This is a genomic window from Rhodococcus sp. 05-2254-6, from assembly GCF_002258565.1.
In the GTDB taxonomy this organism is placed as follows: domain Bacteria; phylum Actinomycetota; class Actinomycetes; order Mycobacteriales; family Mycobacteriaceae; genus Rhodococcoides.
Genome location: NZ_NOZF01000078.1, coordinates 1 through 12,286, shown reverse-complemented (window position 1 = coordinate 12,286; position 12,286 = coordinate 1). Strand labels below are relative to the sequence as shown.

Genomic DNA, 12,286 nt, shown 5'->3' with positions numbered 1-12,286 from the left:
AAACGATCGGCCGCAGAACGATTCAGGGGCGTTCGGGCACGACAGGAGGCAGCCTCGTAGGTCAACGAACAGTAAAGCTTTGTGCTCATTCACATGACCGACTCCTGCCGGTTCGTTGGGAAAGTGTTGTATGTTCTGCTCCTGGAACAAGTAGCGGCGGAAGCCGCGCCCGACGGTGAGGACGCGACGGAAACCATGATCACTTCGACCATCGAAGCCGTACGACTCGGCGACATCGCTCTGAACGACAGCCCCATCGAGCCGACCTGGATTCTCGAAGGAAACCCGCAGGCTCGCCTCGCCGAGTGGTCGAAGAGCATCGACGGAACCACCACCACCAACGTGTGGGACTGCACGGCAGGACGCTTCCGGTGGTACTTCGCCGTCGACGAGATCGTGCACATCATGGACGGTTCGGTGACCGTCTCGAGTGACGACCACGCACCGCGCACCCTGCTTCCCGGCGATGCCGCACTGTTCCGTGCGGGCACCTGGTCGGAGTGGCACGTGGAGAACTACGTACGCAAGCACGCCATCCTGCGCCAGCACCTACCCGCTCCCATGAGCTTCGCGCTCAAGGTGGCCGGCTCCGTTCGCGCGCGGGTGGGCAAGCTCAAGGTCGCCGTCGGCGGCAAGAGCCCGCAGCGCGTCGGATCGCTGTAGCCCGCTGCGCTGTCGGGGCCGTCAGATCGCCGAGTTCATCATCGAATTGGCGGCCATCTCCATGTAGTCGATCAACTGGGCTCGGTGCGCGGAGTCCATGACCTCGGGGGCGATCGACGCGATCGCGATGTGCATGCAGCGGAGCCACGCGTCTCGCTCCATCGGTCCGATCCGAAACGGGTTGTGGCGCATACGAAGTCGAGGATGGCCACGCTCGTCGGAGTAGGTTCGCGGACCGCCCCAGTACTGCTCGAGAAACATCCGCATCCGCCGTTCGGCCGGTGCCAGATCCTCCTCGGGGTACAACGGCCGCACTATCTCGTCCTTGGCGACTTCCTCGTAGAACTTCGCCGTGAGTGACCGGAACGTCTCGGCACCGCCTACCGCGTCGTAGAACGTCTGCTGCGGTTCGGTCATCACACTCTCTCTGTTCGTTCCTGGTCGGCGTCGGTCACGTCCATTGTCCCTCAGCTGCCTCGCTCGGCCACGACCCCACCCGGGCGACCCAGTGCGTACGGTGCCTTGATGTCGGCATCGTCGAACGCCTGGAGGATCTCCTGGTGCAGTCTGCGCTGTACGGCCCACTGGCGTCCGGGGCGGGTCTTGATCGTGATGCGGATGGTGACAGTGTCGGCGCTGACCGCGTTGACACCGAGCATCTCGGGCGGCTCGAGGATGTCATCGGCGAAGTCCTTCGATTCCACCACCGCCAGCGTGGTGCGTTCGGCGACTGCGCGGGCCTCGTCGATGTTGGCCGTGTGGGACACGGGCAGATCCAACACGGCGACCGCGAAGCCCTGACTCATGTTGCCCACGCGCAGCACCTCGCCGTTGCGGCAGTACCACACGGTGCCGTTGACGTCCCTGATCGTCGTGACGCGTAGCCCGACGCTCTCGACCGTGCCGGTCGCTTCACCGAGGTCGACGACGTCGCCCACTCCGTACTGGTCCTCGAGGAGCATGAAGATACCCGAGAGAAAGTCTCGGACCAGGTTCTGCGCACCGAAGCCGAGGGCGACGCCGACGATCCCGGCCGAGGCGATGAACGGAGCGACGTTGACCCCCACGACGTCGAGCACCGACAGCACGAACCACGTGAGAATCATGACCGAGACGGCGGACTTGAGCACCGAGCCGATCGTGTTGGCACGCTGTTTGCGCCGCTCGTTGAGAATCGCGCCCTTGACGGTGCTCGACGAACGCTCGCGCAGCGGACGCAGCAGCGTCGGAGACTTCCCGACGTTGTTGCGGGTGAATCGGTCGATCAGTTTGTGCAGGACGAGGCGCAGCACGATGGCGAGGGCCAGATAGCCGAGAGCCTGCAGCGGACGATCGACCAACCAGTCGCGTCCGGTCTCCGTCAGCTCGAACGCTCGGGTGTCGAGATCTCGCAACAGCGACGGTTCGGAGAGGGACGATGCGGACAGGAAGGTTGATACAGACACCCGAAAAGTCTACGGAGACGCAGAAATCTTGCCAGTCACGCAGCGCATGGAGCCGTCGTTCGTCGTTCGTGAACGCGAGGATGCGAGATGTTCACCGATCGGCAACAGAAAATGCCGGGAAAATGGCTGTGCGAGGAGGGTGCATTCGTGTTCCACTGTGACTCGTGTTCCACGCAAGCCATGCGCGGGCGCCGACTGTTTCTGGAGCAACGCATGAAGAACTCGCAACACCGCCATCGACAACTCCCGCCCACTGAGGGCCGCACCACGCACGACCAGCGTGAGACGGCCTCGGGGGCTTCTCCGCTGCGTGTGGTGCCGACGGCCCACAGTGCTACAGGCGACGACGCCGTACCGGCGTGGGTCAAGCGCCGTGTGCTGCTCCTCAACGCCACCTTCGAACCACTGACCGCGCTTCCGATGCGCCGGGCGGTGGTTCTTCTCGTTTGTGGGAAGGCCGACGTGGTGCACGACGATCCGGAGGGGCCGTTCATCCGGTCGGCCGACCGCTCGGTGCAGGTGCCGTCGGTGATCAGACTGCGGACGTTCGTCCGTGTTCCGTATCGAGCCCGGGTACCCATGACCCGACAGGCGCTGATGCACCGCGATCGGTTCCGGTGCGCATACTGCGGAAGCAAGGCCGAGACCGTCGACCACGTGGTTCCGCGCAGCCGCGGAGGTGGCCACTCGTGGGAGAACTGTGTCGCCTGCTGCGCCTCGTGCAACCATCGCAAGGCGGACAAACTGCTCAGTGAGATCGGCTGGACGTTGCGCGCCCAGTTGGTGCCGCCGAAGGGTCCGCACTGGCGACTGTTGGCGACGACGAAGGAGCTGGATCCCAGTTGGCTCGCGTACCTCGGTGAGGGCGCTGCCTGACGCGGGTACGCCTGCACTTTTCGGTCACAACACCGGCCCCGACGTGGTCCGACGCGCAATTGTCGACTAACGTCACACCCTGTGAGCATTTTTGAGACCACGCTGATATTCGGGGTGATTCCGGTTGCGGTGATCGGACTCCTCGGCGCGTTGTCCTACTTGACCGACAAGCAGCCCGGTATGGACGTTCCGCCCTACCGACTGACGGACGAGTGGACGCGCGAGCCATTGCTGTGGACTGCTACGGACGAGGTGACTCCTTTCGGAGGTCACGGTTCGCACGGTGCCGACACAGCCGACTCGATCGGAGGTTCCGCAAGTGGCAAGTGGTGAACTCGTCCGCAGTGACGTCAGAGAAGAAGACCTGCCCGTCGGTGCAGCCCTCACCGCGAGCGGCCGCATCTCGGCTGCTCACGAATTCGGGACGACCAACCCCGAGCACCTGCCGTTCGCGACGCAGGACCTGGTTGCACTCGACGATGCACTCACGCAGGCGATTCGACAGACCAAGATCCGGTTCAACGTCTACATCGGTGATCTCGGCGTAGATCCCGCTGCGGGTGCGGATTCGGTGTTCCCCGGCACACCCGATGCCATCCGTTCGGTCCTGGTCGCCGTCGACCCCAATCGGCATGCTCTCGAGATCCGCACCGGCAGGCGAGTGTCCAACCGTGCGACCGACCGGGTTGCACAGTTGGGTGTCACCGCCGCGCTCGGTCCGTTCCGCGACGGCAATCTCATCGACGGTCTGGTCACTGCCGTCCGGGTGATGACCGCGTCCATCCTCAGCCCGTAACTCTCCACCTCCAGACCGCGCTTCCACGACGAGGGCCGGTTGTCCACCTCGCGGTGGGCAACCGGCCCTCGTCGTCTGTGCCGTCCAGATCAGCTCGCGTCGAACTCCCGCGCAGCGAGAGCCCGGACGACGCCGGCCCGTCCCTCGATCACCAATCGCCGAAGGGCGGGCGGCAGATCACCGTCCAGGAACTCGTCCGCGGCCGCCAGTGACTGCTCACTGATCGACCAGGACGGATAGAGCCCGATCACCACGGTCTGCGCGACCTCGCTGGATCGACGAGACCACACACCTTCGATGGCGTCGAAGTAGCGAGCGACATACGGTTCGAGCAGCTCGCCCTGACCGGGGCCGGCGAAGCCGCCGATGATCGAGCGAGCGGTGATGTTCGGCACCGCGTCGTCGTCGACCACCGTGGTCCACGCCTGTTCCTTGACCTCCGCGCTCGGGCGTGCAGCACGTGCCGCCGCAGCCGATCGAGCCCCGGCAGCGGTGTTGTCCTTGCCCGCCTCGGCGTCGATGACCGGCGATTCCAGTCCATCCGCGTCGATGGCCCCGGCACCGGCCAGGGCCGTGACGATGCGCCACCGCAGATCGGTGTCGACTCCCAGACCGGACAGGGACTGACCGTCGACGTCACCGTCGAGCAATGCGCGCAGCACCTCGATGTGGCGATCGCCGAGTTCGATGCCGGTGAGGGCGTTGACGAAGGCCAGCTGGTGATCCGAGCCTGCTTCGGCGCCACGCGCCAGCTCGAGCAGAGCATCGGCGAACTCAGGGGTACCGTGTTCGGCTGCCCACGCAGGATCGGCGTAGCTGGTGATGGCGGTCTGCGCTTGAAGCAGAAGACGTTGCACCACACCCACTTCCGTTTCACCGTCGATTCCGCGCTGGACGAGGGCAACGAAGTCTCGCGCCTTCATCTCGGCGGACCGAGTCATTTCCCAGGCCGCCGACCACGCAAGGGTGCGGGGGAGTGGTTCGGCGATGTCGCCGATTCGGGAAAGCAGGACATCGAGTGAATCCGGGTCGAGACGCACCGCGCAGTACGTCAGGTCGTCGTCGTTGACCAGAACGAGCTTGCCACGCGAGACACCCACCAGCGCGTCGACAGTCGTCGACTCGGCAGCATCGAGGTCGAGTTCGACGCGGTCGGTGCGCACCAGCTTGCCGTCGACGTCGTCGTAGATGCCGACCGCGATGCGGTGTACGCGATGCTCGCCTGCACCCGGGGCCGCACCGGTCTGCAGCACCGAGAAGCGGGTGAACTTGCCGTCGGCGTCGACGTCGAAGTCCGGACTCAGGGTGTTCAGGCCGGTGGTGCGCAGCCACTGGGCGCCCCAATCGGACAGATCGCGTCCCGACGACTTCTCCAGTGCTGCAAGAAGATCCGAGAACGTGGCGTTGCCGAAGGCGTGATCGACGAAGTACGCACGCAAGCCGGCGAGGAAGTCCTCCTTACCGACGTACGCCACCAGTTGCTTGAGCACACTCGCGCCCTTGGCGTAGGTGATGCCGTCGAAGTTGACCTCCACGGCCGCGAGATCGGGAATGTCGGCGGCGATGGGATGCGTCGACGGCAGCTGGTCCTGGCGGTACGCCCAGGCCTTCTCGACGTTGGCGAAGGTGGTCCACGCGTTGGTGTACTCGGTTGCCTCGGATTGGCACAGCACCGAAGCGAACGTCGCGAAGGACTCGTTGAGCCACAGATCGTCCCACCACGTCATGGTCACCAGGTCGCCGAACCACATGTGTGCCATCTCGTGCAGTACGGTCTCGGCGCGACGCTCGTACGAGGCGCGTGTCACCTTGGACCGGAAGACGTAGTCCTCGAGGTACGTGACGGCACCGGCATTCTCCATCGCGCCGGCATTGAACTCGGGCACGAACAGCTGGTCGTACTTTCCGAAGGCATAGGGAGTGCCGAAGTTCTCGTGGTAGAAACCGAAGCCCTGCTTGGTCTCGGTGAACAGGCGTTCCGCGTCCATGTGCTCGGCAAGTGATGCGCGGCAATAGATTCCGAGGGGAATGGTGCCGTGGTCGTCGGTGTACGAGTCGGTCCACTCCGCGTACGGCCCAGCGATCAGCGCGACGAGGTAGGTGCTCATCGACGGGGTCGTGTCGAACACGTGCTCGCCCGCTGCAGGCTCGGCGGCGTGCGCGGCGTTGGAGATGACGGCCCAGCTCTCCGGCGCGGTGACCTTCACATCGAAGGTGGCCTTGAGATCGGGCTGATCGAAGCAGGCGAACATGCGCTTGGCATCGGCGGTCTCGAACTGCGAGTACAGGTAGACCGAATCGTCGGACGGGTCGACGAAGCGGTGCAGGCCCTCTCCGGTGTGCGAATAGAGGCAATCGGCGTCGATGACGAGCTCGTTGTGCTCGGCCAGATTCTCGAGCGCGAGGCCCGTCGACTCGTCGTAGTTCGCGGTATCGAGACCGGTGCCGTTGAGCGTCGCGGAGCGGATCGTGCTCGCGATGATGTCCACGAAAGTCGACGCCCCGGCGGTGGCCGTGAACGTGATGGTGGTGAGCGAGCGGAACGTCTTCTCGCCCGGATTGCCCTCGCCGTCGGTGAGATCGAGAACGATCGCGTACTTCGTTTCCCCGATGATCGCCGAACGCTCGGAGGCTTGGTCACGCGTCAGGTTGGGAGCAACCACTTCAGTCGACACCTCTTCGTGTAGTTATGGGTAGTGCCGTCCATCCCATCACGTCACGCGTACCCCGCGCTGGCCGACGGGCCGTGCGGAATGTCTGCGCGGTGTGCGGTTGTTACGCAATGAAGACACGATGACCTCGACTTCCAAGGAGTAGGACAGTGGCCGGTTCAGGACAGAAAGACACTGCGGATTTTTGGTTCGACCCACTGTGCCCGTGGTGTTGGATCACCTCGCGGTGGATTCTCGAAGTGCAGCAGGTGCGAGACATCGATGTGAACTTCCACGTCATGAGCCTGGCAGTGCTCAACGAGGGCCGCGATCTGCCCGAGGAGTACGCCGCGATGATGAAGAAGGCCTGGGGGCCGGTCCGCGTTGCCATCGCCGCAGCCAAGCTGAAGGGTGACGAGATCCTCGACCCGCTGTACGCGGCCATGGGAACGCGAATTCACAACGAGGGCAACAAGGATTTCGACGTCGTCATCGCGGAGTCGTTGGCCGAACTGGACCTGCCCGGTGACCTGGCGAAGGCAGCCGAGAGCACCGACCACGACGAGGACCTGCGGACCAGCCATCACGCAGGCATGGACAAGGTCGGACCCGATGTCGGCACCCCGACCATCCACGTCAACGGCGTGGCCTTCTTCGGCCCTGTGCTCTCCCGAATCCCACGTGGCGAAGAGGCAGGCAAACTGTGGGACGCATCGGTGATCTTCGCGTCGTACCCGCACTTCTTCGAGCTCAAGCGCAGCCGCAACGAGGACCCGCAGTTCGACTGATCGCACTTCCCCTCGTGCGTGGAAACTCGTAGCAGGAGTAGAGCTTTCACGCACGAGGGGGTGCTAGGCCACGATTCGATCCGAGCCGTCCTCGGTACCGAACGTCAGGTGCTCGCCCAGGTGGAAGCGTCGCGCCGACCACGCCGCTGCGGCCGCGTCGAGAAAGTCGTCGACGGCGGGTCCTGGCGGTAGATCCGCCAGATCGACGTGTTCGCTCCATCGCATGATCGTGGCCAGTCGTTGTCCGACACCGCGGCCGGTCTTCTTCGACGAGAAGACCGTCGCCGGGGACATGGCCCGGAACGAGCATTCGGGATGTACCTCGATGTACCTGTCCCGATCGACGTCCGCATCCCGCCACGCCTTCACCGACGGCAGGATGTGCCACGTCTGCTTGCTGATCGCTTTGCCGGTGAGCTGCCGAGAAACGGCACACGCTTCGGGATACGACTCGGCGTCGAGTACGCCTGCGACCGGCGTGTGGAAGATGGAGCTGCGCGCCGTCCCGAGAAACTTCTTCGCCTCCAGTTCGCTGACGCGATAGCCGTGCTCGGGCAGCGACAGCGGCATGTCGACGCCCACCCGTGCGCAGTCCCGTGTCACCTCGAGCACCTCCGTCACCGACGCGCACGCGGTCCACGTCAACGTCGTCTCGGCCAGAACCGCGACCACCCACGCGCCTTTCGCACCGTCCACACCGGCGAATTTCTCGGCTTCGGAGTTCACCTGTCAGACTCTAGGCATGCGCGTATACCTGGGTGCCGACCACGCCGGCCTCGAGTTCAAGAATCAGATCATCGAACACCTGACGGCGACCGGCCACGAGCCCGTCGACTGCGGTGCCTTCGACTACGACCCCGTCGACGACTACCCGGCATTCTGCATCGACGCAGCACGCCGCGTCGTCGCCGACCCGGGTAGCCGCGGCCTGGTGCTCGGCGGTTCCGGCAACGGCGAGCAGATCGCAGCCAACAAGGTGCCGGGCGCTCGCTGCGCGCTGGCGTGGAGCGTCGAGACCGCCAAGTTGGCCCGCGAGCACAACGACGCTCAGCTCATCGGCATCGGTGGCCGCATGCACACCCTTCCCGAGGCCCTCGCCATCGTCGACGCCTTCCTCGGCACTCCGTTCTCGGGCGAGGAGCGCCACCAGCGCCGCGTCGACATCCTGTCCGAGTACGAACGCAGCGGCGAGGCACCCGTCGTGCCGGGAAAGCCCGAGTAGGTGCCCGAGGGGCACACTCTGCACCGACTGGCTCGGTTGCATCAACGTCGGTTCGGCGGGGCACCGGTCGAGGCGAGCAGTCCGCAGGGGCGCTTCACCTCCGGTGCGGCGCTGATCGACGGTCTCGTACTGGAGAAGGCCGAGGCCTGGGGCAAGCATCTGCTGCACCGATACGAGTCGGATCTGATCGTGCACATCCACCTCGGCCTCTACGGGAAGTTCACCGAACAGTCTGTGCCGCTGAGCGATCCGGTGGGTGCCGTGCGGTTGCGCATGGTGGGGGAGAAGTACGGAACCGACCTGCGCGGACCCACGGCCTGCGAGATCTACACCGAGGAGCAGGTCGACGCCCTGGTGGCGCGACTGGGCCCGGACCCCCTGCGCAAGGACGCCGACCCTGACGGGGCATGGGCACGAATCTCCAAGTCGCGCACGGCAATCGGAACTTTGCTGATGGATCAGAAGGTGCTCGCCGGCGTCGGAAACGTCTACCGCGCCGAAATTCTGTTCCGGCACGAGATCAATCCGATGCGACCGGGCAAGGACCTCGATCGAGCGGAGTGGGACGCGATCTGGCTCGACCTCGTGGAACTGATGAAGATCGGTGTTCGACGCGGTCGCATCATCACCATCCGGCCCGAGGACGATCACGGCGACACCTACGGTGCGCGACGACCGCGCTCGTACGTCTACCGCAGGCAGGGATATCCCTGCCGGGTGTGCGGAGCCGACATCCTGCACTCGGTGATGCAGGCGCGAAACCTGTTCTGGTGCCCGGTCTGTCAGGCGACCTAGAAACCGCCGAAGTCCATCCCGCCGCCCTCGCCGCCGAACATGTCGCCGCCCCCGTCGTCCATGGCACCGTATTCGGTGTCGCCACCGAGGTCGTCGCCGCTACCGCCGTCCGAACCGTCGGCCCCCGTCTCGCCGCCGGCTGCGGTCTCTGCCGGAACGCCGGCCATGCCGGAGAACATCGCCGAGAACAGGAACATCGATCCCATTCCCCACGCACCGGCGACCAGGGCGGGACGCCACCACGGCTCGGAGTACCAGCCCGCGGGCACCGGACGACCCGCGACACGGCCACCCGGGTAGTAGTTGGGGGTGCGATCGGACGGATCCGGTGATGCCGCGATCTCACGGCCCTCGAAGTCGACCTTGCGTTCTTCGGTGACGCGTCCGGCCTGTTGCTGGCCGTCGATGCCCTGCACCTCCGGGCCGGGATCCATGCCCATGGCCAGACGAGCGGCGCGGATGTAATAGAGGCCCTCGAGCGCGGTCTGCTTGGCCAGTCTGGCTTGTTCGGGGGTGGTGGCCTGGTCGATCTGCGAACCGGCAGCGATGTTGCGTTCGGACGCATCGGCCAGGGCCTGCTTGGACGGTGTGTCGGTGCCGATCAGGTTGTAGACCTGACCGCCCAGGCGTTCGATCGACTGGCGGGCATCGGCCTTGGCGTCGGCCAGCGCGGTTTCGGCCGCCGCAGCCGAGTTCTTCTTGCTTCGCAGGACCAACAGGGCCACTGCGGCGACGACGATGACGATCAGGATTATTTCCACTGCGGGCCTTCCGCCGACGGTGCATGCCCGGTTCTACGGACAATTCGGACACCGTCCAGAGTACGCGGACACGAAAAAGCCCCGCACTGACAGTGCGGGGCTTTTCGGTGGAGCCGATGACGAGAATCGAACTCGCGTAGCCTGTTTGGAAGACAGGGGCTCTACCATTGAGCTACATCGGCGTGCAAACAACAGTCGTGGGATCGCCAGTTCCGTCGCCTGCGTTTCAAGACTGTACCCAACGCCGACGCAGGATTCCAAACCGGCCCGCCGCGACCGGTTCCGCCGAACGTCATCGGTGGGGCGCCCATGGGGGGCTACTATCGGTTGCTGTTCAATGGTGTGGGTACGACGGGGTGTGGCGCAGCTTGGTAGCGCATCCGCTTTGGGAGCGGAGGGTCGCAGGTTCAATTCCTGTCACCCCGACAAATGAGGGCCGCAGGCACGGTTCGCCGTGTTCGCGGCGAGCGAGGTAAGACCGCAAGCCAGCACCGTAAGCACCACCAGCAAGCAAGAATTACCCAAAGGAGCATGTTCCGTGAAGAGCACCGTCGAGCAGCTGAGCCCGACGCGAGTCCGTATCAACGTTGAGGTGCCCTTCGAGGAGCTCAAGCCTGATTTCGACCGCGCGTACAAGGCTTTGGCTCAGCAGATCCGCCTCCCCGGCTTCCGTCCCGGCAAGGCTCCGGCCAAGTTGCTCGAAGCGCGCGTCGGCCGCGGGGCAGTTCTCGAGCAGGTCGTCAACGACGCTCTTCCCGCCCGTTACTCCGAGGCCGTGACCAACGAGAAGGTCAAGGTCATCGGCCAGCCCGAGATCGAGATCACCAAGATCGAGGACGGCACCGAGCTCACGTTCACCGCCGAGGTCGACGTTCGTCCCGAGATCGATCTGCCCGACTACTCGACCATCAGCGTCGTCGTCGATCCGCTCGAGATCAAGGACGAGGCCGTCGACGAGCAGCTGCAGTCGCTGCGCCAGCGTTTCGGCACCCTGACCGGTGTCGATCGTCCCGTCCAGTCGGGCGACTTCGTCTCGATCGATCTCTCGGCCACCGTCGACGGCGAGAACGTCGAAGAGGCAACCGCGAGCGGACTGTCCCACGAGGTCGGCTCCGGCCAGCTCATCGACGGACTCGACGACGCGATCATCGGCGTCTCCGCGGACGAGTCGAAGGAGTTCACCTCGACCCTGGTCGCCGGTGAGTACGCAGGCAAGGAAGCCGTCGTCACGGTCAAGGTCGTCTCCGTCAAGGAGCGCGAGCTGCCCGAGGCCGACGACGAGTTCGCCCAGCTGGCCAGCGAGTTCGACACGTTCGACGAACTGCTCGCCGACCTGAAGACGCGCGTCGAGCGAGTCGCGAAGGTCGAGCAGGCCGGTCAGATCCGCGACAAGGTGCTCGAGACCCTGCTCGACACGCTCGAGATTCCGGCTCCCGAGGCCGTCGTCAAGGCCGAGGTCGATTCCCAGGTGCACGAGGCCATTCACGGCCTCGACCACAACGAGGAAGCACTGGCCGAGCTGCTCGAGTCGCAGGGTTCGAGCCGCGAGGAATTCGACAAGGACGTCAAGGAAGGTGCCGAGAAGTCGGTGCGTACCCAGCTCCTTCTCGATGCGATCGCCGAGGCCGAGAACACGCAGGTCGGGCAGGAAGAGCTCACCGAGCGGATCATCTTCCAGGCGCAGCGCTACGGCATGCCGCCCGAGCAGTTCATTCAGCAGGTGCAGCAGGCCAACCAGCTCGGTGCCGTGTTCGCCGATGTCAAGCGCGGTAAGGCACTGGCTTCGGTCGTAGAGCGCGTCAACGTGACCGACACCACCGGCGCGACCGTCGACACCGCAGAGCTGTTCGGCAGCCCCGCCGATGCTCCCGACGAGGTCGAAGCAGCAGGATCTGAGCGCACAACTTGTTGGCGATGTCGTCGTCGACCTGGGTACCGAGGAAAATGATGCGGTTTTGAAGCAGACGCTCGTACACGGAGTCGCTGAGATTCAGCCCTGCTGCAGCCGAAGTCATGACGGGACTCTGCTGGTGCGAAGCCGCCGGATTCTGAACAGTCACGGTACCTGCCTTTTCCATAACAAATCGTTGGTTCCTGACACAGACACTAACGAAAGACGGCGGCTCCGGAGTCCCGGAACCGCCGTCGTTCGCTGTGAGCGTTACTTCTCTTGTTCGCCCTCGGAAGAATCTGCTGCTTCGACCTCGTCGGGAGCATCGGCGGGGCTGCCGAACAGCTCTGCGGTGTCGACGGTCGCGCCGGTGGTGTCGGTCACGTTGACGCGCTCTA

13 protein-coding genes, 2 tRNA genes and 1 pseudogene are annotated in these 12,286 nt (G+C 64.8%); 9 read left to right on the top strand and 7 right to left on the bottom strand.

All coding sequences use genetic code 11. The features are described from left to right. The first annotated feature begins 195 nt into the window (after window positions 1–195). Entirely contained in the window at window positions 196–663 is a 468-nt protein-coding gene (locus CH256_RS09255) for a cupin domain-containing protein (RefSeq protein WP_094640429.1), read from the top strand. Window positions 664–684: 21 nt separating this feature from the next. On the opposite strand, the gene CH256_RS09250 is transcribed toward CH256_RS09255, so the two are convergent. Both CH256_RS09250 and CH256_RS09245 read right to left on the bottom strand, forming a co-directional pair. After that, a complete protein-coding gene (locus tag CH256_RS09250; protein WP_094640235.1) occupies window positions 685–1,080 on the bottom strand; it encodes a globin in 396 nt (131 codons plus the stop codon). Window positions 1,081–1,130: 50 nt separating this feature from the next. Then, window positions 1,131–2,090: a mechanosensitive ion channel family protein gene (locus CH256_RS09245; RefSeq protein WP_068052588.1), complete on the bottom strand. Its 960-nt coding sequence runs from the start codon at window positions 2,088–2,090 to the stop codon at window positions 1,131–1,133. 231 nt (window positions 2,091–2,321) lie between these two features. Here CH256_RS09245 and CH256_RS09240 point away from each other — a divergent pair, with 231 nt between their 5' ends. The 3 genes from CH256_RS09240 (at window position 2,322) to CH256_RS09230 (ending at window position 3,780) form a co-directional block, all read left to right on the top strand. Beyond that, window positions 2,322–2,984 carry an HNH endonuclease gene (locus tag CH256_RS09240; RefSeq protein WP_176460278.1) on the top strand — a complete coding sequence of 221 codons (663 nt, stop codon included), beginning with the start codon at window positions 2,322–2,324 and terminating at the stop codon, window positions 2,982–2,984. Window positions 2,985–3,065: 81 nt separating this feature from the next. Continuing rightward, on the top strand, window positions 3,066–3,317 hold the full coding sequence (gene ctaJ / locus CH256_RS09235) for an aa3-type cytochrome oxidase subunit CtaJ (RefSeq protein ID WP_068052560.1): 252 nt from the start codon (window positions 3,066–3,068) through the stop codon (window positions 3,315–3,317). Then, window positions 3,304–3,780 carry a DUF5130 family protein gene (locus CH256_RS09230; RefSeq protein WP_094640234.1) on the top strand — a complete coding sequence of 159 codons (477 nt, stop codon included), beginning with the start codon at window positions 3,304–3,306 and terminating at the stop codon, window positions 3,778–3,780. Before ctaJ ends, CH256_RS09230 begins: the two co-directional genes overlap by 14 nt. Before the next feature lie 89 nt (window positions 3,781–3,869). Here CH256_RS09230 and pepN read toward each other — a convergent pair whose 3' ends face one another. After that, window positions 3,870–6,443 carry an aminopeptidase N gene (pepN, locus tag CH256_RS09225; RefSeq protein WP_094669416.1) on the bottom strand — a complete coding sequence of 858 codons (2,574 nt, stop codon included), beginning with the start codon at window positions 6,441–6,443 and terminating at the stop codon, window positions 3,870–3,872. 158 nt (window positions 6,444–6,601) lie between these two features. Between pepN and CH256_RS09220 the strand changes: the two genes are divergently transcribed. Then, entirely contained in the window at window positions 6,602–7,219 is a 618-nt protein-coding gene (locus CH256_RS09220; RefSeq protein ID WP_068052542.1) for a mycothiol-dependent nitroreductase Rv2466c family protein, read from the top strand. Between the two features lie 63 nt (window positions 7,220–7,282). Here CH256_RS09220 and CH256_RS09215 read toward each other — a convergent pair whose 3' ends face one another. Next, complete coding sequence (locus CH256_RS09215; protein ID WP_094669415.1) at window positions 7,283–7,945, bottom strand: DUF429 domain-containing protein; 663 nt, start codon at window positions 7,943–7,945, stop codon at window positions 7,283–7,285. Window positions 7,946–7,961: 16 nt separating this feature from the next. On the opposite strand from CH256_RS09215, the gene CH256_RS09210 reads away from it, so the two are divergent. Together CH256_RS09210 and CH256_RS09205 are read left to right on the top strand one after the other, a co-directional pair. Beyond that, the gene (locus CH256_RS09210; RefSeq protein WP_068052539.1) at window positions 7,962–8,441 is read left to right on the top strand and encodes a ribose-5-phosphate isomerase; all 480 of its coding nucleotides are present in this window, start codon (window positions 7,962–7,964) and stop codon (window positions 8,439–8,441) included. Next, on the top strand, window positions 8,442–9,236 hold the full coding sequence (locus CH256_RS09205) for an Fpg/Nei family DNA glycosylase (protein WP_094669414.1): 795 nt from the start codon (window positions 8,442–8,444) through the stop codon (window positions 9,234–9,236). On the opposite strand, the gene CH256_RS09200 is transcribed toward CH256_RS09205, so the two are convergent. Continuing rightward, entirely contained in the window at window positions 9,233–9,997 is a 765-nt protein-coding gene (locus CH256_RS09200) for a hypothetical protein (RefSeq protein WP_094669413.1), read from the bottom strand. The genes CH256_RS09205 and CH256_RS09200 overlap by 4 nt on opposite strands. Before the next feature lie 108 nt (window positions 9,998–10,105). Continuing rightward, window positions 10,106–10,179 (bottom strand) — tRNA-Gly (locus tag CH256_RS09195). Window positions 10,180–10,349: 170 nt separating this feature from the next. Between CH256_RS09195 and CH256_RS09190 the strand changes: the two genes are divergently transcribed. After that, window positions 10,350–10,423: transfer RNA gene (locus tag CH256_RS09190), tRNA-Pro, on the top strand. 112 nt (window positions 10,424–10,535) lie between these two features. Further along, window positions 10,536–11,945: a trigger factor gene (tig, locus tag CH256_RS09185; protein WP_094669412.1), complete on the top strand. Its 1,410-nt coding sequence runs from the start codon at window positions 10,536–10,538 to the stop codon at window positions 11,943–11,945. On the opposite strand, the pseudogene CH256_RS28545 reads toward tig, so the two are convergent. Beyond that, window positions 11,923–12,012, bottom strand: a pseudogene (locus CH256_RS28545) (ATP-dependent Clp protease proteolytic subunit); the annotation flags it as partial. The gene tig and the pseudogene CH256_RS28545 overlap by 23 nt on opposite strands. Window positions 12,013–12,286: the final 274 nt, after the last annotated feature.

Bases quoted from the DNA above. Each gene is read 5' to 3' on its own strand.
- CH256_RS09255 (WP_094640429.1), top strand. From the start codon at position 196: ATGATCACTTCGACCATCGAAGCCGTACGACTCGGCGACATCGCTCTG.
- CH256_RS09250 (WP_094640235.1), bottom strand. From the start codon at position 1,080: ATGACCGAACCGCAGCAGACGTTCTACGACGCGGTAGGCGGTGCCGAG.
- CH256_RS09240 (WP_176460278.1), top strand. From the start codon at position 2,322: ATGAAGAACTCGCAACACCGCCATCGACAACTCCCGCCCACTGAGGGC.
- CH256_RS09210 (WP_068052539.1), top strand. From the start codon at position 7,962: ATGCGCGTATACCTGGGTGCCGACCACGCCGGCCTCGAGTTCAAGAAT.